The sequence below is a fragment of the Bradyrhizobium sp. ORS 86 genome (genome assembly GCF_045571475.1).
Classification (GTDB): domain Bacteria; phylum Pseudomonadota; class Alphaproteobacteria; order Rhizobiales; family Xanthobacteraceae; genus Bradyrhizobium.
In genome coordinates this window covers 6,734,867-6,761,146 of record NZ_CP120699.1, presented here as the reverse complement: position 1 = coordinate 6,761,146, position 26,280 = coordinate 6,734,867, and the positions used below count along the sequence as shown (strand labels likewise).

Here is a 26,280-nt window from a genome sequence, read left to right as displayed (position 1 = left end):
CCTCCCTAGACTTGGGCCGCTTGTTCATTCAAGCGGCCCTTTTTTCTTTGCCGGCACCTATTCCGGTGATCCCACGCCAGCACGGAGAAGATTCATTTTGCGGGAGGCAGCCGCCGGCGATGGATTCCTGGTTCAGGACTTCGCCGAGCCGGAGTGAGGAAAGGACGAGACCATCCTACTCCGCGGCGGCCTGGAATGGTCCGAGATCGCTAAACGGGATATTGGCCAGCACGTCGGCGAGCGTCGCGAAGTCCGCCGCCACCCGGGCGAAACGCGGCCCGCGCTCGCGGTGTCGCTCATCCATATAGACGGCGCGGTTGAGCTCGATCTGGACGGTGTGCAGCCCGCTCGCCGGGTTGCCGTAGTGCTCGGTGATGAAGCCGCCGGCATAGGGCTTGTTGCGCCCGATCGAGTAGCCGAGCGAGCTCATGATCTCCTCGACGAGATCGGGCAGCAGCGGTGCGCAACTCGTGCCGTAGCGGTCGCCGATCACGACGTCCGGGCGGCGCGGCTCGTCGCGCGACACCCCGATCGACGGCATCGAATGGCAGTCGACCACGACCACCGCGCCGAACGCCTGATGGGCCTTGTTGATCAGCCGGCGCAGCGCGCGGTGATAGGGCTTGTAGAGCACCTCGATCCGGGTCAGCGCCTCGTCGACGTCGAGCCGCTCACGGTAGATCTCCTGGCCGTCGCCGACCACGCGCGGGATGGTGCCAAGTCCGCCTGCCACCCGCATCGAGCGCGTATTGGCAAAGCTCGGCAGCCGCCCGGTGAACATGCGCGGGTCGAGCTCATAGGGTTCACGGTTCACATCGACATACGAGCGCGGGAAATTGACGCGCACGGTCGGGAAGCCGCGTTCACTCAAGCCCGCGATCAATTCGTCCATGAACGAATCTTCCGAGCGGCGCAGCGACGCGAGATCGATGCGCGAGGCCTCCAGGAACGCGGCTGGATAGACCGAGCCGGAGTGCGGGGAATTGAAGATGATCGGCGCACGCCAAGCGTCGGGCTCGACGATCACAAATGGGGGCGACAACTCGCCGGCAGACTCGGTCATTCCCTTGGCGCCGTCCCTTGCGTCCGCCTCTCCGAGCCAAATCGATTCTGCCGGAAAAGCGGAGATTTCTGGGCGCATATTGTCCGTAATCACGATCATTCTGCCAAGTGAAAAGAGTGTGGCGCGTGCTGGAATGGGTCTGAGCGCAGAAAATGCCGCAGCAGGTTGATTCGATGCGTGGATCGGTCCACAAATAGGATGCGGTCTCCGCCGACTGGCAGGCGCAAATTTCACCCGAAATTTACCGTCTGTCGGGCTTAGTGTTCGAACTGAACCTCCAGCCGGATTCGACGTTTCCCGCCATGCCGAAAATCCTTCTCGCCGAAGACGACAATGATATGCGCCGCTTCCTGGTCAAGGCGCTGGAAAACGCCGGATTCAAGGTCTCGCCACATGACAACGGCTTGTCGGCCTATCAGCGGCTGCGCGAGGAGCCGTTCGAGATGCTGCTCACCGACATCGTGATGCCGGAGATGGACGGCATCGAGCTGGCGCGCCGCGCCTCGGAACTCGACCCCGACATCAAGATCATGTTCATCACCGGCTTTGCCGCGGTGGCCCTGAATTCCGATTCGGAAGCGCCGAAAAACGCCAAGGTCCTGGCCAAGCCCGTCCACTTGCGGGAATTGGTCAGCGAGGTGAATAAGTTGCTGGCGGCCTGATTCGAGCAAAATCCCGCATTTTGTATCCTTGCCTGCCCCGCCGGGGTCCGTTATAGGGACCCGACCCAAGACGACGAAGACGACTTTGGGGTGCGTAGCTCAGCGGGAGAGCACTACCTTGACATGGTAGGGGTCACAGGTTCGATCCCTGTCGCACCCACCACGCTTCGCCCTGACGGGCTTCGCGTGGCGCAGCCGCACCGGAGGCCCGTCAGGGCGAAGCGTGTCCGACGTAGCTTGAACGCAGTGAAAGCGAAGACGGACTGTTGCGCCGAAGCCCAACGGGCGCAGGCGGGCTTGCTGCCGCGAACTTCGGCTTGGCAAGCCACAATTTGCCGATCCACCAGTTGCTTCGCGTGGCGTAGCCACGCCGGATGAGGGCAATCCGGGTTCAACCTGTCAAACAGCCTGCCGGTGTCATCACCCGCGCGTGCGGGTGATCCAGTATTCCAGAGACACCGGTGCTTGAGCCGAGAGGCCGCGGCTTACTGGATGCCCGCCTGCGCGGGCATGACGACTGGAGGGGCTCGCGCCGACCGGGCAAACCAGTGATCCGGTTTTGAGGGCGATCTGGGTTCAACCTGTCAAACGCCTTCCGGTGTCATCACCCGCGCATGCGGGTGATCCAGTATTCCAGAGTCGCCGATGCTTGAAGGGCGAGGCCGCGGCGTACTGGATGTCCGCCTGCGCGGGCATGACGACTGAGAGGGGCTCGCGCCGACCGGGCCAATCAGTGACCTGATTCTTGAGGGCGATCTGGGTTCAACCTGTCAAACGCCTTCCGGTGTCATCACCCGCGCATGCGGGTGATCCAGTATTCCAGAGCCGCCGATGCTTGAAGGGCGAGGCCGCGGCGTACTGGATGGCCCGCCGGCGCGGGCCATGACGACCGAGAGGGCTTGCCCAGCCTCGTCGGGCAAATCAGTAATCCGGCTTTCGACGATGGCGCCCAGGCACCAAGCGGCAGAATCGAGCTGATCTTTTCGGAAAGCGCTTCACACTTTTGCAGCGTCGCGCGTGGCGCACCGCGCGGACGTCACAAAAACGGCCCCGACGTGGAGGTTCGACAAAGGATGTCGTCGGGGCCGAAGTTGCTACCCATGATCAGTCCGTTGGAACAGATAGGTAGTGGTTCAGGAGAGCACGGCCGGTAAATGGCGCAAGTGTAAATCCTGCCAAAAGTCGACGGGCAGGCCTACACCTCCGGATGTAATGCGACCAGCAAGATTGCGACCGCCAGCAATGCGAGCCAGCAATTTGCGGCGACAATGATCCAATCGGTGCCTGTTGGTCCCTTCATAATCTCAGAGCCGTCCGAAGCTTGTGGCGGCCCCGACGTGTGGAAAGGGGAAATGCGCCGGGGCCGCCTTTGCCGCTTGTCGGATTGACCGGGATCGCGGCTGTGGGGCCGTGCCGATCCGACGAGGTAGCGTTCTATCAAAGCACAACCCATGTGCGATGGAAGTGCAGATCGTGCCAATCCCACACCCAAGTCGCGATCTTCAAGTGCCGATCTTCGTCGCGATTGCACCACAATTGATGCACAACCAAAACAGCAACGCGCGTTGCCGTCTCACCCAATTCGTCTCAAGCTGAACGTTCCTCGGTGGTGGTGGATGGCACACACCCTCAGACACTGGCCTCGCCAAGTGTGTCGACTGTCATCGCCGGGGAACGTTGCTGAGCGGCCAGCGCGCCGCGCGCGCGAGGCTGTCCTTCACAGCAGACGCCGAGACCGGCGCTGGCGCATTTGGGGTGAGCGTGGTTGAGCGCGGAGACGATTGGCGGGTGCCGGCAAGCGAAGATCAATCGGCGCCGAACGCAGCATTGCGGCGGCACCAGCGTAGCGTCCCGTACGAGCGAAGAGCGCGATTCCAAAACCTCAAGCGAGAAGCCCGCGTATGCACGCGGGCTTCTCGTTCGATTTTACCAGTGACGATACCGGCCCGGGTAGCTGCCCCGGTAGTAGGCGAAGGCCGGTCTGACCGTGTTACGATAGCGGTAGCCGTAATCGGCCGAACGATAGCCGGAGCCATAATACGCCCGACGATAGCCGTAGCCGCCGTAATAAGCCGGCCTCACGCCGGAATAGTATGTCGTGGTGGTTGCGCCCCAACGATATGGCGCGACATCGTCGTACGCATAGTCGCCGTAACCGTAGCCGCCGTAATAAGCGGGTGCGTAGTATCCGGGCGCGTAGTCGTCATAGCCGTAATAGCCGTACCCGGGACCCCAGCCATAGGCCGATGAGGCGAGCCCTCCGACGACCGCGCCGGCGACCAGTCCGCCTGCGAGCGCGGGCCCCCACCCGTCGCGTGCTTCGGCGGGCGCCGGAGCTGCCATTGTGCTTATGGCGAGTCCGCCGACTGTTGTAAGGACAAGGGCTGTCTTCTTCATAAGCTTCTCCTGAGTCGTGGTTGCCCAACCCCGTCAACGAGGCGGCATGGCATTGGTTGCGAATCGCAGCGCATCGATAGAGGAGACAGGACGCGCACTCGTCAGACCGCGCTTGCGCGGCGAGCACCGGCGTACCTACTTACCCGCTGACGATGTACCCGCTGGCGAGCACAACGGCGCGCAGCGGAACGCAACCGTTCCGAACCTCCGTCGACCGCGTCGGATGATCGGTGCGAGCGCATTGAGCAGGATCCGCATTGAGCGTGATCTTTGTGACACCAAGCCCCCCAAACAGAACAAGAGCAAATGGTTCCTGGGACTGAGCAAACACCGCGCTCGGATGATCCTGCGGGTGTTCCCGGGTGCACCAAATGTCGCGCCGAGGCCGTGATTTGGAACGAGGCCGACAGCGCCGCCGTTTTCTAGCGAGGCAGTTCACCGGCGAGCCGTGCGCACGCCTGTGCCGCGTATCTCGTCGGGCCTTGTTGGAGCGCGGCTGCGGCGATGGCAGCGCCAGTCTCTGGCGTCAGCGTTCGCAAACGAAGCAGCCGCCAATTTCAGGAGGGATCGGTAATGCAGAGCAAGATGAAAAGTAGGTTTCTGTTGACGACGGCTGTGCTGCTCGCCGGCGTCAGTCTCGCATCGGCGCAAGGCATGCGGGAAGGCGGCGGTATGGGTGGGGGCGGCGGCATCGGCGCTGGAACTGGCGGCGGCGAGCACGGAACATCAGCGAGCCCTTCGGGCGGACGTTCCGGTGGTGCCATGCAGGGAAGTCCTTCGGGCGCGGCGCGTAGCGAAGGCATGACCGTAGGCCGCGGACAGGGCGCGAGAGAAGGGGGACGAGCAGAAGGTCAAACCCAGATGGGCCGCGGTGCAGCCGAGCGCGGCGGACGCATGCAGGGCCAGACCACCGGGCAAGCCCGAGGTGCAGAGGAACGAGGTCGAGGCGAAGCGCAGAGCCAGCGCAATCAGGGCCGGCAACAACAGACCATAGGACAGAGCCGGAACCAGCGCGAGCAGACCGGCCAGTCCGAAACCCGCCAGCGTGGTAGTGCCGCAACCCGGCAAAGCCAGCAGCAGCCGGAGAACCGCGCGAACCGAACTCAGGGCACCACGACGGGCCAGAGCAAGGGCGCGGCGACAAACCAGAGCACGACTACGACCGGTCAGAGCACGAGAGCCGGCCAGAGCACGACAGGCGCGGCCACGCAGCAGCCTGGAACGACGCAAGGCCGGATGAACTCCGGGCAGACCACAGGGCAAGCCGGCACGGCCGCTCAGACCCAATCGAACGCAACGGTCCAGTCCGAGGCCGGGCGCACCGTGACGGCGCAACAGCAAAGCTCGATCCAGCGCTCGGTGTTGTCAGCACGCAACGCGCCGCGCGTGAACGTCAACTCGATCAACTTCTCGGTCAATCGCGGCGTTGTGGTGCCTTCGAGGTTCAATGTCGTGTCGGTTGCGGCCTTCCCGGCGCTGATCGATGCGTTCCCGATTTATCGGGATGACAGCTTCTTCATCGTCGAGGATGAAGTCGTGTTCCTCGATCGAGACCGCAGGGTTGTCGACGTGGTCCCGGTCGGACCGCGGACGCGGTTCAGCCATCGTGGCGGCAGCAGCAGGAGCAGCGTTGCGGCGATGGACCTGAGCCCGCAGCAGATCCGCGAGGTGCAGCAGGTGCTGATCGATCGCGGCCTGCTGGTCGGCGAGGCCGATGGCGTGCTCGGATCCCGGACCCGCGAGGCGCTGATCACGTTCCAGCGTCGGCAGGGCATCGCGACGAGCGGCAGCGTTGATACGCGCACGGTCACCGCGCTGGGTCTGTCGGACAGGATCGGTCAGGGCGCGGGACAAGGGGCGTCGACGGTCGGCCAGGGTGGCGCAAGGCAGAACACGACCGGCCAGAGCGGCACCCAGCAGAACGAGCCGGGCCAAACAACGGGCCAAGCGAACTCGCCACAGAACCGGTCGGCACCCGGCCAGACCGGGACCCAGGCCCCGCAGCAGAATACGACGGGAGCCGCTCCGCAGAACGAGTCCACTGTCGGTCAGGGCGGCAGCCGGCCGGGCGGAAGTCAGAATCAGAACATGCCGTCCAATCAGCCGAGCCAGAACAGCGCTCCGCCGTCGTCAGGCTCAGGGCAGGGCGCGCAGACACCGGAGCATAATAACTCCAATCGGAAATAGGCTATTGAACAAGAGCCCCGCTGCAAAGCGGGGCTCGCTTTTTCTGGGGCTCTGTTCTTGAGACGGTGCGGCCGCCCTCTCGCTCAATGCACGAACGAGAGCAGCCGATTGGTGAGGCTCACACTTCCAGCCATTCCTCGCGCACGGCGGCGTTGGACTTGAGCTCATCGGGCGTGCCTTCAAACACGACGCGGCCGTGGCCCATGATATAGACCCGGTTCGAGATCTTCATCGCGATCGACAGCTTCTGCTCGACGAGGAGAATGGCGACACCGGCCTTCGCGATCCGCGCGATGAGGTCGCCGACCTGCTGCACGATCAGTGGCGCCAGCCCTTCGGTCGGCTCGTCGATCATCATCAGTTCGGGGTCGCCGAGCAGCGTGCGGCAGGTGGTCAACATCTGCTTCTCGCCGCCCGACAGCACGCCGGCCGGCGTGTCGGCACGGCGGGCGAGATTGGGGAACATGTCGAGCATCTCCTCGAGCCGCCACTTGCCGGGGCGGCGCGGGTCCTTGATGCCGAGGATGAGGTTCTGGCGAACCGTCAGGCCCGGGAAGATGTCGCGGTGCTCCGGCACGTAGCCGAGCCCGAGCCGGGCGATCTTGTAGCTCGGCAGGCCGGCGATATCCTGGCCCTTGAAGCGGATGGTGCCCTGCGGCGGCACCTCGCCCATGATCGCCTTGACCGTGGTGGAGCGGCCGACGCCGTTGCGTCCCAAGAGGCTCACCACCTCGCCGGCGGCGATGTCGAGGTCGACGCCCTGCAGGATGTGGCTCTTGCCGTAATAGGCATGAAGATTCCTGACCTCGAGCATCAGTCGATCTCCTCGCCGAGATAGGCTTCCTTGACCTTGGGATTGCCCCGGATCTCGTCCGGCGTGCCTGAGGCGATGATGTTGCCGTACACCAGCACCGAGATGCGATCGGCGAGGCCGAACACCACGCTCATGTCGTGCTCGACGATCACGAGCGTGCGGCCCTCGGTGAGGCGGCGGATCAGCGCGACCGCGCGCTCGGTCTCCGCGTGGCTCATGCCCGCGGTCGGCTCGTCCAGCATGATGACGCTGGCGCCGCTGGCGATCGTGATGCCGATCTCGAGCTCGCGCTGCTCGGCATAGGTCAAAAGGCCGGCCGGCACGTCGCGGCGGTGACTGAGATGGATGTCGTCGAGGATCTGCGCGGTGCGCTGCTTCACCTCGGGCAGATGGTCGACGTTCTTCCAGAACGCATAGCGGTGCCCGGTCGCCCACAGCACCGCGCAGCGGACGTTCTCCCACACCGTCATGCGGGCGAACACGTTGGTGACCTGGAACGAGCGCGACAGGCCGCGCCGGTTGATCTCGAACGGCCGCAGGCCGGAGATGACCTCGCCGTTGAGGCGGATCTCGCCTGAGGTCGGCTTGATGTGGCCGCTGATCAGGTTGAACGTCGTCGACTTGCCGGCGCCATTTGGCCCAATCACGGCATGGCGCTCGCCCTGCGCGACGCTCAGATTGAGATCGCGGATGATGCCCACATTGCCGAAGCGCTTCTCGACGGCTTTGACTTCGATGGCGGCGGTCATGCGAGATACCCCCGATCACGGGCCACCGTCGCGGCGCGATCCCAGGCTTCCGCCACGCGCCGCCAGGTGATGCGGGCGACCAGGAAGCCGCCGACGAGCAGCACCGCGGCGGCCGCCCAGGTGGTCGGCGCGGTCGCGACGAACGGGATGCCGGCGAGATTGATGGTGTTGCCTTCGCCTTCGCTCGCCGTGTAGCGCGCGACGGTTTCGATTGTGAGGATGATGCCGAGCGCGAATGCGAGGGTCGGGACGGCGGCGACGAGATAGGAGGGGATCACGGTGCGCAGCGTGCGCGCGCGGATCAGCGGACGGTGCTTCATCAGGATGCCGGCGATGCCGCCCGGCGCGAACATCACGATGCCGATGAAGATGATGCCGAAATAGAGCTGCCAGACCGTGGTGACGTTGGTCAGCCCGAGTTGCAGATAGGTCACCAGGATGGCGCCGAGGATCGGGCCGAAGAAATAGGCGGTGCCGCCGATGAACGCGGCGAACAGCACGATGCCGGATTGCGTCGCCCCGAGATAGGCGGAATTGGCGATCTCGAAATTGATTGCGGTGAGGCCGCCGGCGATGCCGGCGAAGAAGCCGGCGAACATGTAGGCGAGATAGCGCACCACATGCGGATCATAGCCGATGAACTGGACGCGCTCCGGATTGTCGCGGACCGCGTTGCAGATGCGGCCGAGCGGCGTGCGGGTCAGCGCGTACATCGCGATCGCCGAGATCATCACCCAGAACGCGATCAGGTAATAGACCTGAAGCTGCGGTCCGAAGCTCCAGCCGAACATGTGCGGCAGCGCGGTGCGGTCGGTGGTGATGCCGGATTCGCCGCCGAACACGCTGCGCAGGATCAGCGACGACGAGGCGACGAGCTCGCCGATGCCGAGCGAGATCATCGCGAACACGGTGCCGGCGCGCTTGGTCATCACCCAGCCGACCAGCGTCGCGAAGGCAAGGCCGCCGACGCCGCCGATCAGCGGAATGAAGGGCAGCGGGATCGGCCAGTCGTAGCTGGCTACCGCATTCATGACGTGGACCGAAAGGAAGCCGCCGAGCCCGTACTGGACCGCGTGACCGAACGATAGCAGGCCGGTCTGGCCGAGCAGGATGTTGTAGGACAGCGCGAAGATGATCGCGATGCCGATCAGGCTGAACGAGGTCAGCGAGCCGCCGGAGGAGAAGACCAGTGGCAGCACGATGAGCGCGGCGGCCGCGATCAGCCAGACGCCGTAGAAGCTCAAGGCGCCGCCGGACTCATGCTTCATCGCGGTGGAGACGGGTGGAACAGCCTTGGTCATGACTCGCGCGTTCCCAACAGGCCCATCGGGCGGAAGATCAGGACCAGCACCAGCAGCACATAGGGCAGGATCGGCGCGACTTGCGCGATCGTGACGTTCCAGATGTCGGTGAGCGGCGAGGGGCCGAGGCTCGGATCGAGCGGACCGAACACGCTGGCGAGCGACCCGTTGAGCGCGACCGCGAAGGTCTGGATCAGCCCGATCAGAAGCGATGCGATGAAGGCGCCGGGCAGCGAGCCGAGGCCGCCGAACACGATGACGACGAACAGGATCGGCCCGAGCAGCGCCGCCATGTCGGACTGCGTCACCAGCGAGGGACCGGCGATGACGCCGGCGAGGCCGGCGAGCGCGCTGCCGACGCCGAACACCAGCATGAATACGCGCCCGACATTGTGGCCGAGATGGCCGACCATGCTCGGATGCGTCAGCGCGGCCTGCACGATGAGGCCGACCCGGGTCCGCTTCAGCGTGACCAGAAGCGCCACGAAGATCACGACCGAGACCACGAGCATGAAGATCTTGTAGGCCGGATAATTGGTGGAGAACACGGTGAAGGCGGGAAAGTCGAGCGCCGTGGGAATCCGGTAATCCATCGGGCTCTTGCCCCAGATCATCGAGACGATTTCCTCGATTGCGAAGGCAAGCCCGAAGGTCAGCAGCAACTCGGCGACATGGCCGTGCTTGTGGGTGTTGCGCAGTCCGTAGCGCTCGACCGCCATGCCGACCGCGCCGACCAAAAGCGGCGCCAGCACCAGCGCCGGCCAGAAGCCGATCCAGCGGGTGAGCTGATAGCCGAAAAACGCGCCCAGCATGTAGAAGCTGGCATGCGCGAAGTTGAGCACGCCCATCATACTGAAGATGACGGTGAGCCCGCTGGACAACAGGAACAACAGCATCCCGAACAGGACGCCGTTGAGCGTTGAAATGACGATCAACTCAGCCAAGGCACACTCGTTGAAGGCAAGAACGATTGACGTGAACAGGAAGCTGCGAACCGACCGGACGCCGGCGTCACCACCGGACGAAGGCGGGCCTCCGCGGCCGTGCAGCCGCGAAGGCGCTAGCCAAACGGTCGATCAGGGCCGCTTCATCTTGCAGGTGGTCGGGACCATCGCATGCGCGGTGTCGATCTTGGAGACGAGGTGCCAGCCCCAGCCGGTGCTCTCCTCGTCGAACGGCTCCTTGGCCTTGTCGGCCAGCGTGCCGAACGAGGAGATATAGATCGGCTGGAAGAACTGGTGATCGTCCTTGCGCATGATGCCTTCGCCGCCGTCGAGCACCTCGAACTTCATGTCCTCGAGAGCGGCGGCGACCTTCACCGGATCGATCGAGTTGGCCTTCTCGGCCGCCGCCTTGAACATCCGCATCTCGTTGACGGCGCGCGGATACCACAGCGACATGTTGGCCTTGGCGCGGAAATCCTTCTCGAAATCCATCGCCGCCTTGTTGCCGGAGTTGGCGAAGCCCTCGGTGATCTGGAACACCTGGTGATCGAGGCCGGTCTGCTTGATCGCGGTCGGCCCGCCGGCGCCGCCGGCGTAGTAGGTGTACCAGTTGACCTTGAGGCCGGCGTCGGCCGCGGCCTTCAACAGCAGTGCGATGTCCTGACCCCAGTTGCCGGTGACGACGCTGTCGGCGCCCGAGGCCTTGATCTTGGCGATGTAGGGCGAGAAGTCGGTGATCTTGAGCAGCGGATGCAACTCGTCGCCGACGATCTGCACGTCCGACCGCTTGGCCGCGAGCATCTTGCGCGCCTCAGTGCGCACCGACTGGCCGAACGAATAGTCCTGGTTGATCAGGTAGACTTTCTTGATGGACGGCTGATCCTTCATGTAGTTTGTCAGCGCTTCCATCTTGATGTCCGAGCTCGCGTCCCAGCGGAAATGCCAGTAGCTGCACTTCTCGTTGGTCATGCTCGGATCGACCGCGGCATAGTTGAAGTAGAGCACTTCCTTGCCGGGGTTGCGCGAGTTGTTCTTGGTGACGAAATCCTCGAGCGCGGCGCCGACCGAAGAGCCGTTGCCCTGGGTGATGTAATGGATGCCGGCATCGACCGCCTTCTGCGCCTGGATCAGACTTTCCTGCGGATTGGTCTTGTTGTCGAGCGGGACGATTTCGATCTTGTGGCCGAGGATGCCGCCCTTCGCGTTCAGTTCGTCGGCGAGGTACTGGAACGTCTTCAGGCCGCCTTCGCCGACGCTGGCGCCGCCGCCGGAGAGCGGATCGATGTAGCCGATCTTCAAGGTTTCCTGCGCGGACGCCGCGCCACCGAGCATCAGGACGGCCGCAGCCATGGCGAAGGGAAGATAACGCATGTCTTGTCGTTTCCTCGTTGAAGATTGACTTTGGTTGTAAGGTGTCCCGCCGATCATGCAGCGCAACATCAGGGGTCGATACTGCGAAGGACCTGTCATTGACAAGTCTGGTTCGGGCATGGCTCGCGCCCGACCGTCCCGTAAAAAGTGAGCGAGCGCTCGGTAGGTGTTGCCACGGGATCGCTTCATCCCGTGACGCGGGATAAAGCCCCGCGCGACGGCGGGCCGGCGCCAAGCATAAGTCGCTGTTTCCGAAAGGGTTTGCCAATCGGGTGATTGGAGTCTTCGATCACGGTCGGCGCATCGAACGCTGATCCACACCGTCATGCACATCTCGGGCGACGCGATTGTCGCGCCCCTCACTTTGCGCTGGACACCACCGCGCCTTGCGGTATGGGGTTGCTCTCGTGGTATACCAGAGCTCGGGCTCAGTCGGGCCCAGGCGTTGAAGACAACACGGCATCGGCTTTGAAAGAGAGAGCATGGCGCGCAACATTCTGATCCTGGGAGCCTCTTACGGCTCCCTGCTGGGGACCAAGCTTCTGATGGCGGGGCACAACGTGACCCTGGTTTGCCGGAAGAAGACGGCGGAGCTGATCAATCGCGACGGCACCGAAGTGCGCATCAAGCTGCGCGACGAGCCGAACCACCGGTCGATCTTTTCGCGCGACTTGCCGGGCAAGCTCGACGCGGTGACGCCCGCCGACGTCGACCTGTCGCGCTACGACATGGTCGGTCTTGCGATGCAGGAGCCGCAATACACCAACCACACGGTTCGTGTTCTCATGATCAAGATCGCGGCGGCGAAGCTGCCGTGCCTGTCGATCATGAACATGCCGCCGTTGCCCTATCTCAAGCGCATTCCCGCGCTCGCCGGCATGGACCTCGAGGAGGCCTACACCAATGCGCAGGTGTGGGAGCGCTTCGAGCCGGGGCTGGTGACACTCTGCTCGCCGGATCCGCAGGCCTTCCGTCCGCCGGAGGAAGCGGCGAACGTGCTCCACGTCGGCCTGCCGACCAACTTCAAGGCCGCGGTCTTTGCCGACGACAAGCACAACAAGGTGCTGCGCGAGCTGGAAGCCGACATCGACGCGGTGACGCTGGACGGCCAGGACGTTCCGGTGAAGCTGAAGGTGTTCTCGTCGCTGTTCGTTCCACTGGCGAAGTGGTCGATGCTGCTCACCGGCAACTATCGCTGCATCACCCCGACCGAGCCGCAATCGATCCGCGACGCCGTGCACGGCGATCTCAAGCTGTCGCAATCGATCTACGACCACGTCGACGCCATCGCGCGGCAGCTCGGCGCCGATCCCGCCGATCAGGTCCCGTTCGCGAAATACGCCAAGGCGGCGGAAAGCCTGCTCAAGCCGTCATCGGCGGCCCGTGCGGTGGCCGCCGGCGCGCCGTTCATCGAGCGCGTCGATCTGCTGGTGAAGCTGATCTCGCACCAGCTCGGCACGCCGAGCACGGAGATCGACCGCACCGTCGACACCGTCGACCAGAAGCTCAACGAGAAGGTCGTCCAGAGCGGATCGGGCGCGGACTGAGAGCCGCGCGTTCAGAGGGCAGGTCATCTCACTGAGTTCGCGGCGTTGTGACATCGGCACGTGAGGTGACCACGCCGGTCGGGCCCCCTCTCCCGCTTGCGGGTAGGGCAATCGCATTTGGAAAAAAACGCCCTGTGGCCCATCCTTCGAGACGCCCGCCTTTGGCGGGCTCCTCAGGATGAGTCTTGTTTTGCGGCACAATAGTAGACCCTCATGGTGAGGAGCGCCGCTTGCGGCGCGTCTCGAACCACGAGGCCAGGTACGTGCGCAGCCATCCAAGGCCGCATATGCGATAGCCCTGCGCTTGCGGGGGAGGGTCGGGGTGGGGTTCTCTCCCCGAATCGACTCGTGGAAAGAGCCCGCCGCGCGCGTCGGCTGCCCTGCCCTTGCGCGCTGCAAGGGGGAGGGAGCCCGTCCGTCGGTGCCTCCCTCACGTGGACGCGGAGAGGCCACGCGACGCGGTCACCCTGCGCAGCGTCGTGCAAGGTCTCGTCCTTCAAATCCGAAACACGGTTGGTGAAAGACCTGCGTGGCCAGTTGGCCGCCAGCAGCTTGCTCATCGTCCGCGCGGTTGCCAGTTCGACCAAGCGTCGATCGCTATGCGATCGGTTCTCCTTCCCACCCACTGCAGCCTCAACGTGCAATCCGTCCGCGCGAGTTCCGGTCGGGGAACAGATCGCTGTAGAACCGATTTGCACGACAATGGTTTACGCGAGAAAACTTTGCGTCACGCATGTCGTGAACGATCGCGGTGTGCTCGCAGAGGACGGCGCGCATGCGCGCGCGATGAATCAGCTACGCGATGATGATCGATATGTCCTGTAGCGTGCTTACTCGTCGCTGCCTGCGTATCGCTCGCATGCGTTTCCGGAAAATTTTCTGAAAGCTCCGTGACAGATCGTTCGATCAGACGCACCGGGAACACACTTCGGATTTCTTCGCGCGCGTGTCATCGCTCCCTCTGGCTCTCGCACAGATTGTTCTCTACATCAGACGAGCGGGCTCGGCGACAGAGCTCCTGAGCCGCGCGCGGCGATGAGCACAACAATGAAGAATGTCATGCACGAGCACGACTATCGCAGGAACCTGCGTCGGCCCTATCAGGAGCGGCCGGCATAGTTAGGGCGTGGCCCGCATTCTCACAAGCTGCTCTTTTCGTCGATCTGACGTTCGCCGTGCTGTCGGGGGCCGGCGACGCCAACTTATAGGACTGCGCTTCCGCTGCGCCGACGTTCGTCGTTTGCGACAGTGGCGGTTGAAAATGCATGCAACGAGACGGTGATAGACTCGCACGCGCGGCGAAGCTCCTGGAACAGGTGCCGCTTCCGCGCGCGCCCCGTGACATCAGCGATCGAACTCCGGCGCCGCCGCGGCTGGTCTCGACGCGGCCCTATCCGCCGGCGGAGCAGTTTGAGGTCTGGAAGGCACGGATGGCTCCGTGGCTCGATGTCGCACTGCCGGAAGGCCGCAGCCCCGCGCAAGGCTTCGAGGTCGAATACATTGCCTGCAATCTAGGCAACCTGGTGCTGTCATCAGGGCACTTCGCCGCACAAACATTCACGCGCACGCGCGCGGCCTCGCGCCGTGCTCCGGTCGACGCCTGGGCGCTGTTCCGCGTGCGCTCCGGCGAGGTCTGGCTGGAGACCGGCGGGCAGACGATTCACGCCGAGCCGGGCGCGATCTTTCTGGTCCCGCTCAACAATGATCTTCGCGGCCGCATCACCGATTATGATGGCCTGCTGCTCACGCTGCCGCGCAGCGCGTTCGCGAGCGTCGCCGAGCAATTCGATCGCGCCTGCAACCGCATTCTCTCCGGCAATCTGATCGAGCTGCTGGCCGACTATCTCGATACGCTCGTGGTGCGTCTGGTCGAGATGTCGCCCGACGAACTGCGGCAGGCCGGACGGGCGACCGCGGAGATGATCGCTGCGTGCCTCCAGCCGGCGGCCGACCGGCCGGGCGAGGCGCGCGGCTCCGTCGAGTCGGTCCTGTTCGAGCGCGCGCGTCTATATATAGAGAGTCACCTCGGCGACTTCGATCTCACGCCGGACCGCATCGCGCAGCAATTGCGGATCTCGCGCTCCAACCTGTACCGGGCATTTGAAAGTGTCGGCGGCGTCGCCGGCTATATTTTGCGCAAGCGGCTGCACGCCGCGCATGCAGAGCTGGTCGGCAATCCCGAGCGGCGGATCCAGGAGATCGCCCACCGGCACGGCTTCAAGCTGGCCTCGGACTTCACGCGGGCATTCCGCCGCGAGTTCGGCATGAGCCCGCGCGAGGCGCGCGAACGCGCACGGCGCTGATCAATTGCAAGTTGTATTCTGGCGTCATGCCCTGCCGTGTGCCGTGCGGATCGTTCAAGTTGTGAGACGATTTGCCATCTATTTGGACGGCGTGCGGAGTGACGGCGGCGAAATTGTGTCTATCGTTGTCCGCTATGACGACTCGGGGCACTTTGGTGGGGCAGTCGGGCGAGCGCTGGGTGGCAAGATGCGCTCGCTGAATTCGACACATCACAAGCCAGGACCGCAAGGCGTGCGCGCGTCGCGCCGTCTTGATCTCTCCCTATGCGTGGCCGGCGGGCCCGCGTTCGGTCCATGGCGCAGCATCCCCGACGTCTTTGCAAGATGTCACAAAGGGGACGCACCATGGCCGTCGCACGGACCTCAATCGCACCAGTGAAGGCACAACGCCGTGCCGGCTTCGTCCTGAGCTGGGTCGCGTGTGGTGATGGGGACAGCCGCTCGCTGCGGCGCCGGCTCCTGGCGATGTTGCGTGAGGCGCATCGGATGCTCGGCGTGAAGCGCGACAGATTGGGGCTCGGGACTCTGGGAATTGGCGGGTCGGCGCTCGTGACGATGCTTGGCGCCTTCGCCGCCGTCGTGGTCGCCGCCTCGACCGCAAACGCCGGGAGCGTGGCGCTTGGTGGCGGAAGTGCGACCGGCACCGATTCCGTGGCGATCGATACGAGCTCGTCTGCAAGCGGGGTGCGCGGTATCGCGATTGGAAGTGCAGCAACGGCGTCCGGAAGCGATTCCATCGCTCAGGGTAGCAGCGCGAACGCGGGCGCCCAGAACGCCGTCGCGATCGGCTTTGGAACGATCGCCTCCGGGTTGAACTCTCTCTATCTCGGCTCGCGCACGGTTGCGGGAACGGGTGCGCTTGCGCAGAGCGCCATCGGCATTGGCACGGATGTGACTGCATCTGACGTGGACGCCATCGCGGTTGGACGTCAGTCCGTTTCGTCGACGCAGTATTCGGTGGCTCTCGGGTTGAGAGCCAACGCGTCAGGCCCCGGCGGCGCGATGGCGCTGGGCGCCGGCACGGTCTCGAGCGGCAGCAATTCCGTCGCGCTCGGCGTCGACGCCAATGCCATCAAGGCCGGCGATAGTGCGCTGGGTACCTTTGCCGTTGCCAACGGAGGAAACTCCACCGCGGTCGGCGTCAGCTCGACGGCCAGTGGCCCTTATGCTTGGACCGGAGGCTGGTCGTCAGTTGCCTCGGCGGACAGCGCGACCGCGCTTGGCAAGCAGGCGGTCGCGTCGGGGATCAACTCATTTGCCGGAGGCAGCTCCGCGGCCGCATCCGGGGATTTCGCTGTAGCCCTGGGCAATCAGGCGCAGGCGCTGAGCACCGGCGGCTCGGTCGCGATCGGATCGGGCGCTATCGTTGGCAACGCGGCGACCGGTGGTGTCGCGCTCGGCAACAATGCGAACTCCGGTGGTGCCAATTCGGTCGCCACAGGCGTGAGTGCCAATGCGAGCGGCGCGAACTCGCTTGCCGTCGGCTTCCAGTCGGCTGCGAGCGCCGCCAGCGCGATTGCGATCGGCAACACCGCCGTCGCCAATTCCGCCAATGCCGTCGCCATGGGCACCAACGCGACGGCGACCGGCGGTCAGGCGGTTGCGATCGGCGCGGGCAACGTCGCCAATGGTAATGGCGCGGTCGCGCTCGGCGATCCCAGCACCGCGACCGGCAACGGCGCCATCGCAAGCGGCATGAACAACACGGCGACCGGCGACGGCACGGTCGCGATGGGCAACACCAACATGGTGGGCGGCGGCGGCCAGGCCGTCGGTGTCGCCGGCACGCCCGCGCAGGGCGCGGTTGGCATCGGCTATCAGAACACCGTCACCGGCCAGGGTGCGGTGGGCATCGGCGACCGCAACATTGCCAACGGCGCCAGCGCCATCGCCATGGGCAGCCAGGCCAACGCCTCTGCCGCGAACGCGATTGCGCTCGGGGCCGGCGCCACCGCAACCAATGCCGGCTCCGTCGCGCTCGGCAACGGCAGTGTGACCGCCGCGGCCGTCCAGACCGCCAACACGGTGATCAACGGCAACACCTATACGTTCGCCGGCACCACGCCGACCTCGACCGTCAGCGTCGGCGCGCTCGGCGCCGAGCGCACGATCACCAATGTCGCCGCGGGGCGGATCAGCGGGTCGTCCACCGACGCGATCAACGGCTCGCAGCTCTGGGCCACCAACCAGGCGGTCGATGCCATCGGCACCACCGTCAACAACATCACCACGGGCGGCGGCATCAAATATTTCCATGCCAACTCGACGCTGGCCGACTCCTCGGCGGTGGGCACGGACTCGGTCGCGATCGGGCCGGTGTCGACCGCGACCGGCAGCGGCTCGGTGTCGATCGGCAACGGTGCGACCGCCGCCAATGCCAACGACATCGCGCTCGGCTCGGGCAGCCAGACCACGACGGCGGTCGGCACAGGCGGCATCACCATTGCCGGCAACGCCTATACCTTCGCCGGCACCAATCCGCTCTCGACGGTCAGCGTCGGCTCGGTCGGCAACGAGCGCACCATCACTAACGTTGCCGCGGGACGGATCACCAACGGTTCGACCGACGCGGTCAACGGCTCACAGCTCTTTGCTGCGACCTCGGCGATCGACAGCCTGTCCACCGTCGTCAGCAACGGCCTGACACATTACTATGCTGTCAATGATGGTGGCACCCAGCGGGCCAACTACGCCAACAACGGCGCGACCGGGACCAACTCGATGGCAGCCGGTGTGGCCGCGTCGGCGACGGCTGCGAATGCCACCGCGCTCGGCTACAACACCCAGGCCACAGTGACCGACGGCGTCGCGCTCGGCTCCGGCTCGGTATCCAACCGCCCGCTTGCACAGGCATCCGGCACGATCGGCGGCACCATCATCCCCTACAACACCAGCGATCTCGCCCTGCTCGGCGCGGTGTCGGTCGGCAATGCGACGAGCTATCGGCAGATCATCAATGTGGCCGACGGCACCCAGGACAGCGACGCCGTCACCCTGCGCCAGTTGAAAGGCGCGCTGACCTCGTTTGCGACCACGACGACGAAATACTTCCACGCCAATTCGACGCTGGCGGACTCGCTGGCGGTCGGCAACAATTCGGTCGCGGTGGGGCCTGCGACCGTGGTCAACGGCGACAACGGCATCGGCATGGGCTTTGGCGCGACCGTGCAGCAGACGGCGCCCGGCGGCATCGCCATCGGCCAGAATTCGGTCTCCAATTTTGCCGATTCGATCGCGTTCGGAACCAATGCGCAGGCCAGCGGCATCCAGTCGGTGTCGATCGGCGCAGGGTCCCAGACGACGAACCCGACCAGCGTTGCGCTCGGTCCGAACGCCAAAGCGACGGCGCAGGCCGGCGACGTTGCGCTCGGCGCCAACTCGACCACGCAGGCGGTGGTCGCGACCAAGAGCACCACCATCGGCGGCACCACCTATGACTTCGCCGGCACCGCGCCGACCTCGACCGTCAGCGTCGGCAGCGCCGGTGCGGAGCGTACCATCACCAACGTCGCCGCGGGCCAGATCACATCGACCTCGACCGATGCGATCAATGGCTCCCAGCTCTGGGCCACCAACACGGCGCTCGACAGTCTCTACACCACCGTCAACAATATCTCGACCGGCGGTGGCGGCGTGAAATATTTCCACGCCAATTCGACCGCGGCGGATTCCATCGCGACCGGCGCGGAGAGCGTCGCGATCGGACCGCAGTCGGTCGCGAGCGGTGCCAACGCGATTTCGATGGGCAACGGCTCGGCCGCATCAGCCGACAATTCGGTCGCGATCGGCGCCGGCGCCAAGGCGACGCAGGCCAATTCGCTGGCGCTCGGCGCCAACGCCACCACGACAGCCAATCTGAGCGATGCGGCCTATACGCCCGTCGTCGGCAAGAGCGTTGCGGGCGTGGCGACCGGCGAAGTGTCGGTCGGCTCATCCGGCGCCGAGCGCCGCATCACCAATGTCGCCGCTGGCGCCGCGCCGACCGATGCGGTCAATGTGAGTCAGCTCCAGGCGCTTGCCTCGAGCACGATCCACTACGATGGCGACGGCTCCGGCGGCACCACCAACAAGCTCACGCTGAACAGCGGCAACGGCGCGCCGGTGACCATCAGCAACGTGGCGCCAGGCGTCGCCGGCACCGACGCGGTCAACGTCAACCAGCTCAACAGCGCGTTCGCGCAGCTCAACGGTCAGATCGGCGAGGTGCGGCAGGATGCCTGGCGCGCCGCGGCGATCGGCATGGCCGCGGCATCGCTGCGCTATGACGACCGGCCGGGCAAGCTGAGTGCATCGGCCGGCGGCGGCGTGTGGCGCAGCCAGGGCGCGCTCGCCTTCGGCCTCGGCTACACCAGCGAGAATGGCCGCCTGCGCAGCAACGCGTCGGCCACCACCGCCGGCGGCGACTGGGGCGTCAGCGCCGGCCTGAGCCTGACGCTCAATTGATCTTGAGATCGACGAGACGGCTGGCATGCCTGGCTCTGGCGATCTGGCTGCCCGGACTAGCGACCGCGGGCGCACAGCCCGCGCCGGGACCCGGCTACGCCGTGAAGCCGTCGGACGTGGTGGTGCCGGAAGGCGAAACGCTCGGCGAATTCAGGCGGATGATTCAGCCGTTCAAGAACTGGACATTGATTTGCGACGAGAGCCTCAAGTCGAAGCGCCGCGTCTGCAATGTCACGCAGTCGATCGTCAACGCCCAGGGCGCGGTCGCCTTCAACTGGTCGCTGATCGCTACCGCCGACGGCAAGCCGCTGATGGTGATGCGCGTTCCCTCGAGCGCCGGCACCGGGCAACCGATCGAGCTTGCCATGGGTAACACGCCGGACCGCATCATCGCGCAGACCGATCATTGCGATGCCGGCTTCTGCTTCGCCACGATCGCGATCGGCAACGTGCTCAAGCGGCACATTCGCGCGGCGACGCCGTGCCGGGTGTCCTATCAGATCCCGCAGGTCGGGTCGGTCGTGCTGGAAGCGCCGCTCGACGGGCTGTCGGGCGTGCTGTCGAAACTGAAGTAACGAGGAGCAGTATGCGGATCTGGAGTTCCGATATCCGGCTCGATCGCACGGATATCCGTGAGACGAGGCCGCCACTTGAACAGGATGAACGGCCGATGCGACGGATGCGGACTCTTACATTGATATTTGCGGCGGTCGCGGTGGCCGCGCTCAGCGCCGTCGGGGTCGTCGGCTATGCCCAGACCGCGACGCAGCCGGTGCCATTGCAGCCGCAAGCCGCGCCGGCGACGGCCAAGAAGCCGGCCGCAAAGCCACACCAGAAATCGCAGGCGCAGCAAGCTCCCGCAGCCGCCGCGCAGCCGCAACAGGCCGCGCAGCCACAGCCGACGGTGTTCGACGATCATGCAAGGCAGGGCAACATCGTCACCTGCGCAAATGTGTTCGGGACTCTCGGGCGCGGCCTTGCGACCAACTCGAACTACACCGCGCAGTCGCAGTGGGATCCGAAGGCGGGCAATTCCCACTCGGTGCAGTCGCTGGTGGCGCTCACGCCGAACGATAATCCTCAGAACACCGCGCCGCAGCGGGCCGCCGGCATCGTCTTCGCGGCGCCCATCGGATCATCCTGCGAAGGCAATCTGGTGCGGGTGACGCCGCGCGCGGAGAGCTGCCCGACCGTTGCCGCCGAGCTCGCCAGACTCAATGGCCAGAACAGCGCGCTCGGCGATCTCGCCACCATCGCGCTGCCGAACGGCGCGCAGGTGATGCTGATTCCGTTCGGCAACGCCTGCGTCGCGGTGACGGCCTTGCGGGTCGCGGGCTGATCGACCGGCTACAACTCTGGTTCACCTCTCCCCATCGGGGTTAGGGCGATCGCATATGCCGCCTTGGGCGGCTGCGCACGAACCCGGCCTCGTGGTTCGAGACGCGCCGCAAGCGGCGCTCCTCACCATGAGGGTCTACTAGTGTGCCGCAACACAAGACCTCATCCTGAGGAGCCCGCCGAAGGCGGGCGTCTCGAAGGATGGCCACAGGGCGCTTTCTCCCAAACGCGATTGCCCTGCTATCGGGGAGAGGTGAACCTCCGACGCCGTTCCGGTTCGATCTAATTTTGTCCGCCCTTAGCACTACAGTCGCGTTTCATTTCGGTGTCATCGTCCGCGAAAGCGGACGATCCAGTATTCCAGAGACGTCACGGCTCCGTCCGAGGGGCCTCGGCGTGCTGGATTCCCCGCATTCGCGGGGAATGACAACTGTCGTGCTAGCCCTGATGCGTGACGCCGAGAATCGTCACTGATCGGGTCTGATGGCTTGGCGTCTCGAACGCAATTGCCTGTCCGACCGACAATCCGATCAAGGCGGCGCCGACCGGCGTCAGGACCGAGACGCGTTTCAAGGCGATATCGGCTTCGTGCGGATACACCAGCACGACTTCCCTGACGTCGCCGGTGTCGTCGTCGCGATAGCGAACCCGGGAGCCCATGCGCACCACGTCGTGCAAATCGGCGTCGTCGGCGACGACCTTGGCCCGCTCGGTCTCGCGCGCGAGGAACTGCGCCACCTGCGGGAGCCGCGTCATGCTGGAATCGGCCAGCGCGCTGAGACGCTGCGCTTCGCTCACCGCGATCGTGATGGGTGGCAAGGAAGCGGCGGGCAAGTTGAAGCTTCGGCTCATGTCTGTTCACCTGCAATGACGCGATTGAAGGTTCCGAACTTTGATTATCGGAACCTGGTGTGGTCAAAGATTGTCGGAACTGCCGCTTGTCCGCGGCAAGATCGCCGCGACGTGTCTGTCTCGGGCGAAGCATCAACGCTCCGCGCCGCAAAAAGCTCCAAACCGAACGATTTTTGATGACGTTGAGACTCCGGACGGCGCGCGATGGCCGCCCGGCTAGGTGCCTGCGTGCAGACGTCCGGCGCGCAGGACGAGCCGCGCGATGCGTGTGTCGATGCTCAACGTGTAGATCATGGCGATACCAACATAGCCCCTGGCGGCCGCGTGGCCATTGCGGCGAAACCGCGCACGCGCGGAGGCCTTGGTTACCGCCGCGAGGTGGCGTCGAATGTCGGCGCCAATGCCGCCTTCACGGCTGACCGATGCCGGTGAGGCCGAGCACCGCACCTGCGGCAAGCGCGAACAGCGGATGGACCTTGGTCGCGGTGGTGGCAATCGCCACGCCGGCGGCGATCAGCACGAGGCTCCAGCTCGAGGTCGAGGCGTGCGTGATGACGATGGCGCTGGCGATCACCAAGCCGGCGGTGACGGGAACGAGCCCCGCCTGCACCTTCCGCCGCCACGGTCGGTCCTTGAAGCGCTCCCAGAGTTGGAGCGCGATGCCGGTCACCAGCGACGACGGCCCGAACTTCGCAAGCGATGTCACCACCACGCCCGCGAAGCCGGCGACATGCCAGCCGACCAGCGGCACGACCATCATGTTCGGTCCCGGCGCCGCCTGAGCCAGCGCGAACAGCGCGCTGAACTCGGTCGCCGTCATCCAGTGATGGACATCGACCACCTGGCGCTGCATCTCCGGCAGAATGGTGTTGCCGCCGCCGAAGGCGAGCAGCGAGAGCTCGGCGAAGATCAGCGCCAGTGCGACCAGGGTGCCACTCATCGGGACTGTCTCGACTTCAGGAGGATGCTGAGCGGCGCCAGCGTCAGCAGGGTCGGCAGCAGCGGCAATCTGAACACCGCCATCGCCAGCACGCAGAGCGCGCCGATCAGCCAGCCGACGATGTCCCGTCGCAGCGGCCAGGCGATCTTGATCGCCATCGAGATCAGCAATCCGGCCGCAGCGGCCGCCAGCCCGCCGAACAGGTGACGGACCATCGGCTCGTTCTCGAAGCGGTCATAGATCACGCCAAGCGCGATCACGACGGCCGTCGGCACGGCGATCAGGCCGAGGATCGCGGCAAACGCGCCGGGGATGCCGCGGAACTTCAGTCCCACGGCCACCGACATGTTGATGACGTTGCCGCCGGGCAGGAACTGGCAGAGGCCGAGCAGGTCGGTGAACTCCGCACCGGTCAGCCATCCGCGCTTCTCGACCATCATGCGGCGCGCCAGCGGCAGCACGCCGCCGAAGCCGGTCAGTCCGAGGACGAAGAAGCCCGTGAACAGGTCGGCGACACTCGGCGAGTCGTGCCTGATCGCCTCGGCAGCGGGGGCGGCATCCATGGGTAGATCGGCTCCGGTTCGGTCGATTTCGAATCGAACCTAATTTGCGGCACGCCAAATTTCCAATATATGGAAAGCGCAAAATGCATATGCTTTGGATATGACAGGCCGGATGATCGAGCTGCGCCATCTTCGCTATGCGGTTGCCGTGGCCGAGGAGGGCCATATCACCCGCGCTGCCGCAAGGCTCGGCATCCAGCAGCCGCCGTTGAGCCAGCAGATCCGCGCGCTCGAGGCCGCGATCGGGACGCCGTTGTTTCGCCGGCAGCCGCGCGGAGTTGAACCGACCGCCGCCGGCCGTGCATTCGTGGACAAGGCGCGCTTGATCCTGCGCGACGTCGACCTTGCGGTCGAGGCCGCGCGCCGCGCCAGCCGGGGCCAGGAAGGCCAGCTCGCCATCGGCTGCACCAGCTCGGCCGCCTTCAACCCCTTCGTCACCGGCGTGATGCGCGAAATGCGCGAACGCGCACCGGCGATCACGCTCTCGCTTGAAGAGGCCAGCACCGCCGAGCTGATCGAAGCGGTCGACGCCGATCGCCTCGACGCCGCCTTCGTGCGCTCGCCGATCGAGCGGCGGGAGGGCCTCATCATCACTCATCTCCTGAATGAAGAGATGCTGGTCGCGCTGCCGGATCATCATCCGCGGGCGCGCAAGGGTTCGCGGCGCCGGATTGCCCTGTCCGCGCTCGCCGACGAGCCGCTGATCCTGTATCGCCGGCCGACCGGGCCGGGCCTCTATGACAGCATCATCGCGGCCTGCCGTGCCGCCGGGTTCAGTCCGAAGGTGGCGCAGGAGGCGACGCGGATGGTGTCGACGCTGAGCCTCGTCGCGGCGGGGCTCGGGCTCTCGATCGTCCCTGAATCGATGGCGCGGCTCGAGACCGCCGGTGTCGCCTATCTGCGTCTCGACCGCGCCGCCGGCCTCGTCGCTCCGCTCGCGCTTGCGCGCAAGAAGGGACCGCCGAGCGGAACGCTGGGCCGTCTGCTCGGCATCGTCGCGCGGCGGGTCAAGGATCGCGCCGGCGCTTGATGGCGTGGAATGTGGGGACTTTGGCGAACGCTCGCGCCGCGACGCCTCTAGATAGCCTCCATCGAACCCAGTAGCCAGGTGCGGCCCAGCATCCGGCGGCTTCGGGTTCAATCAGCATCAGCGAAAGGCCATTCCGATGACACGTTTTCCCGTGCACACGCTCGACTCCGCCCCTCAAGCCTCCAAGGCGTCCCTGCGCGACGTCGAGGCGAGATTCGGGATGATTCCCAATCTCGCCGGCGCCATGGCGACGTCGCCCGTGCTGCTTCAAAGCTTCATCGGCATCTTCGACAAGGTTCATGCCGGCAGCTTCAGCGAGCCGCAGATCCAGACCGTGCTGCTCACCGACGCCGTGACCAATGGCTGCGCCTGGGCGGTCGCGCTGCATTCGGCGCTCGGGCTGCAGGCGGGCCTCGATCCGGCCGACGTCGCGGCGATGCGCGCCGGCCGTTCGCCGGCCGACAAAGGGCTCGGCGCGCTCTCGACATTGGCGCGGACGCTGATCGAAAAGCGCGGGCGGCTCAACGAAGGGGACATCGAGCGTTTCCTCGCGGCCGGCTTCAGCAAGGAGCTGCTGCTCGAAGTGATCACCATCGTGGCGGCGTCGACCATCACCAACTACACGGGCAGCGTGACCAATCCGCCGCTGGAGGCGGCGTGGCAGCCGCATGCGTGGAACGGCTGATGCATGACGACGGACGAAAACGCGTCGGCTGCGGGGCCGGCGTGTTTTTTCATGTCTGAATTGGGAGCTCCGACTAACCGGCGAATCTGGCCCGGTAATCCTGCGGCGTGGTTGCGAGCAGGCGCAGGAAGCTGCGGCGCATCGTTTCCTCGGAGCCGAAGCCGCAGCGCTGCGAGATGCGCTTGATCGGCAGGCGCGTTTCCGAGAGCAGATGCCGCGCCCCCTCCACCCGCAGCCGCTCGATCGCGCGGGCCGGGGTCAGCCCGGTGGTTTCAGCGTAGCGCCGGCTGAAGCTGCGTTCGCTCATGCCGGCCTGTTTCGCAAGCATCGGAAGCGACAGGTCGTCGGCCAGATGGTTGCTGATCCAGTCGTGCAATGCGCCGAACTTGTCGCCGGTCGCCTGCAGCGACAGGATTTCGCTGAACTGCGCCTGGCCGCCCGGGCGCTTGAAAAAGACCACCAGATAACGGGCGACGGCAAGCGCCGCGTCGCGGCCGAGATCCTCCTCGACCAGCGCCAGCGCGAGGTCGATGCCCGAGGTGACGCCGGCCGAGGTCCAGAACGGTCCGTCGCGCAGGAAGATGGGATCGGGCTCGACACGGACCGCGGGAAACCGGCGGGCGAGCTCGGCGCAGAATCCCCAATGGGTCACGGCGCGCCGTCCATCGAGCACGCCTGATGCGGCGAGCAGGAAGGCGCCGGTGCAGACCGACGCGGTGCGGCGCGCCTGCCCGGCGCGCTTGCGGATCCAGTCAAGCAGGACGCGATCGGCCGCCGCGGCGTCGACGCCGTCGCCACCGGGAACGACCAGCGTATCGATGGCAACATCGCTGGATGGAAGAGAGTGCACGGCAAGACCGACGCCGGCCGATGCCTCGATCGTGGGACCATCTTTGGCGACGACGCGCACCGTGTAAGGCTCGGCGTTGCCGGCCTTCGCCAGCAATGCATTGGCGGACGCGAACACCTGCAGCGGTCCGGTGACGTCGAGCAACTGCACTGCCGGATAGGCGAGCACTTCGACCAGACGGCTCCCGTTTGGCGAGAAGCGAGGGGAGTTTGGCGGCATCACGGAAGCGTGCCGCGATAGG

At 65.4% G+C, this 26,280-nt stretch carries 20 protein-coding genes and 1 tRNA gene; 10 read left to right on the top strand and 11 right to left on the bottom strand.

Translation table 11 applies throughout. From position 1 onward, the window contains the following. Positions 1-175: 175 nt before the first annotated feature. A complete protein-coding gene (locus P6U25_RS31135) occupies positions 176-1,063 on the bottom strand; it encodes an N-formylglutamate amidohydrolase (protein ID WP_407148566.1) in 888 nt (295 codons plus the stop codon). 302 nt (positions 1,064-1,365) lie between these two features. Here P6U25_RS31135 and cpdR point away from each other — a divergent pair, with 302 nt between their 5' ends. Both cpdR and P6U25_RS31125 read left to right on the top strand, forming a co-directional pair. After that, positions 1,366-1,725: a cell cycle two-component system response regulator CpdR gene (gene cpdR / locus P6U25_RS31130; protein ID WP_280977984.1), complete on the top strand. Its 360-nt coding sequence runs from the start codon at positions 1,366-1,368 to the stop codon at positions 1,723-1,725. Positions 1,726-1,813: 88 nt separating this feature from the next. Continuing rightward, positions 1,814-1,888, top strand: a tRNA-Val gene (locus tag P6U25_RS31125). Between the two features lie 1,763 nt (positions 1,889-3,651). Here the strand turns inward: P6U25_RS31125 and P6U25_RS31120 are convergent. Further along, positions 3,652-4,122, bottom strand: coding sequence for a hypothetical protein (locus tag P6U25_RS31120; protein ID WP_407148565.1), 471 nt, complete (start codon positions 4,120-4,122; stop codon positions 3,652-3,654). Positions 4,123-4,707: 585 nt separating this feature from the next. Here P6U25_RS31120 and P6U25_RS31115 point away from each other — a divergent pair. Beyond that, entirely contained in the window at positions 4,708-6,309 is a 1,602-nt protein-coding gene (locus P6U25_RS31115; protein WP_407148564.1) for a peptidoglycan-binding protein, read from the top strand. 118 nt (positions 6,310-6,427) lie between these two features. On the opposite strand, the gene P6U25_RS31110 is transcribed toward P6U25_RS31115, so the two are convergent. From P6U25_RS31110 to P6U25_RS31090, 5 genes are all read right to left on the bottom strand, one after another. After that, the gene (locus tag P6U25_RS31110; RefSeq protein WP_407148563.1) at positions 6,428-7,123 is read right to left on the bottom strand and encodes an ABC transporter ATP-binding protein; all 696 of its coding nucleotides are present in this window, start codon (positions 7,121-7,123) and stop codon (positions 6,428-6,430) included. Continuing rightward, positions 7,123-7,872, bottom strand: coding sequence for an ABC transporter ATP-binding protein (locus tag P6U25_RS31105; RefSeq protein WP_407148562.1), 750 nt, complete (start codon positions 7,870-7,872; stop codon positions 7,123-7,125). The genes P6U25_RS31110 and P6U25_RS31105 overlap by 1 nt, the downstream gene beginning before the upstream one ends. Continuing rightward, entirely contained in the window at positions 7,869-9,173 is a 1,305-nt protein-coding gene (locus P6U25_RS31100; protein WP_407148561.1) for a branched-chain amino acid ABC transporter permease, read from the bottom strand. The genes P6U25_RS31105 and P6U25_RS31100 overlap by 4 nt, the downstream gene beginning before the upstream one ends. Continuing rightward, positions 9,170-10,117: a branched-chain amino acid ABC transporter permease gene (locus P6U25_RS31095; RefSeq protein ID WP_407148560.1), complete on the bottom strand. Its 948-nt coding sequence runs from the start codon at positions 10,115-10,117 to the stop codon at positions 9,170-9,172. Before P6U25_RS31095 ends, P6U25_RS31100 begins: the two co-directional genes overlap by 4 nt. A 132-nt stretch (positions 10,118-10,249) precedes the next feature. Next, positions 10,250-11,488: a branched-chain amino acid ABC transporter substrate-binding protein gene (locus tag P6U25_RS31090; protein ID WP_407148559.1), complete on the bottom strand. Its 1,239-nt coding sequence runs from the start codon at positions 11,486-11,488 to the stop codon at positions 10,250-10,252. A 482-nt stretch (positions 11,489-11,970) separates the two neighbouring features. Between P6U25_RS31090 and P6U25_RS31085 the strand changes: the two genes are divergently transcribed. The 5 genes from P6U25_RS31085 (at position 11,971) to P6U25_RS31065 (ending at position 21,120) form a co-directional block, all read left to right on the top strand. After that, positions 11,971-13,035 (top strand): ketopantoate reductase family protein, encoded by a 1,065-nt coding sequence (locus P6U25_RS31085; protein ID WP_407148558.1) that lies wholly within the window; start codon positions 11,971-11,973, stop codon positions 13,033-13,035. Positions 13,036-14,300: 1,265 nt separating this feature from the next. Continuing rightward, a complete protein-coding gene (locus P6U25_RS31080) occupies positions 14,301-15,338 on the top strand; it encodes a helix-turn-helix domain-containing protein (RefSeq protein WP_407148557.1) in 1,038 nt (345 codons plus the stop codon). 345 nt (positions 15,339-15,683) lie between these two features. Beyond that, on the top strand, positions 15,684-19,781 hold the full coding sequence (locus P6U25_RS31075) for a beta strand repeat-containing protein (protein WP_407148556.1): 4,098 nt from the start codon (positions 15,684-15,686) through the stop codon (positions 19,779-19,781). A 2-nt stretch (positions 19,782-19,783) separates the two neighbouring features. Continuing rightward, on the top strand, positions 19,784-20,356 hold the full coding sequence (locus P6U25_RS31070; protein ID WP_407148555.1) for an invasion associated locus B family protein: 573 nt from the start codon (positions 19,784-19,786) through the stop codon (positions 20,354-20,356). Between the two features lie 104 nt (positions 20,357-20,460). Further along, positions 20,461-21,120, top strand: coding sequence for a hypothetical protein (locus tag P6U25_RS31065; protein ID WP_407148554.1), 660 nt, complete (start codon positions 20,461-20,463; stop codon positions 21,118-21,120). 437 nt (positions 21,121-21,557) lie between these two features. Here the strand turns inward: P6U25_RS31065 and rnk are convergent, their stop codons facing one another. From rnk to P6U25_RS31050, 3 genes are all read right to left on the bottom strand, one after another. Continuing rightward, positions 21,558-21,971 (bottom strand): nucleoside diphosphate kinase regulator, encoded by a 414-nt coding sequence (gene rnk / locus P6U25_RS31060; RefSeq protein WP_407148553.1) that lies wholly within the window; start codon positions 21,969-21,971, stop codon positions 21,558-21,560. Positions 21,972-22,380: 409 nt separating this feature from the next. Beyond that, the gene (locus P6U25_RS31055; RefSeq protein ID WP_407148552.1) at positions 22,381-22,911 is read right to left on the bottom strand and encodes a chromate transporter; all 531 of its coding nucleotides are present in this window, start codon (positions 22,909-22,911) and stop codon (positions 22,381-22,383) included. After that, the gene (locus P6U25_RS31050) at positions 22,908-23,474 is read right to left on the bottom strand and encodes a chromate transporter (protein ID WP_407148551.1); all 567 of its coding nucleotides are present in this window, start codon (positions 23,472-23,474) and stop codon (positions 22,908-22,910) included. Before P6U25_RS31050 ends, P6U25_RS31055 begins: the two co-directional genes overlap by 4 nt. Before the next feature lie 112 nt (positions 23,475-23,586). Here P6U25_RS31050 and P6U25_RS31045 point away from each other — a divergent pair, with 112 nt between their 5' ends. Together P6U25_RS31045 and P6U25_RS31040 are read left to right on the top strand one after the other, a co-directional pair. Next, positions 23,587-24,504, top strand: a complete 918-nt coding sequence (locus tag P6U25_RS31045) for a LysR family transcriptional regulator (RefSeq protein ID WP_407148550.1) — start codon at positions 23,587-23,589, stop codon at positions 24,502-24,504. Between the two features lie 136 nt (positions 24,505-24,640). After that, positions 24,641-25,189 (top strand): carboxymuconolactone decarboxylase family protein, encoded by a 549-nt coding sequence (locus tag P6U25_RS31040; protein ID WP_407148549.1) that lies wholly within the window; start codon positions 24,641-24,643, stop codon positions 25,187-25,189. 73 nt (positions 25,190-25,262) lie between these two features. Here P6U25_RS31040 and P6U25_RS31035 read toward each other — a convergent pair whose 3' ends face one another. Further along, a complete protein-coding gene (locus P6U25_RS31035; RefSeq protein WP_407148548.1) occupies positions 25,263-26,258 on the bottom strand; it encodes a GlxA family transcriptional regulator in 996 nt (331 codons plus the stop codon). Positions 26,259-26,280 lie beyond the last annotated feature (22 nt).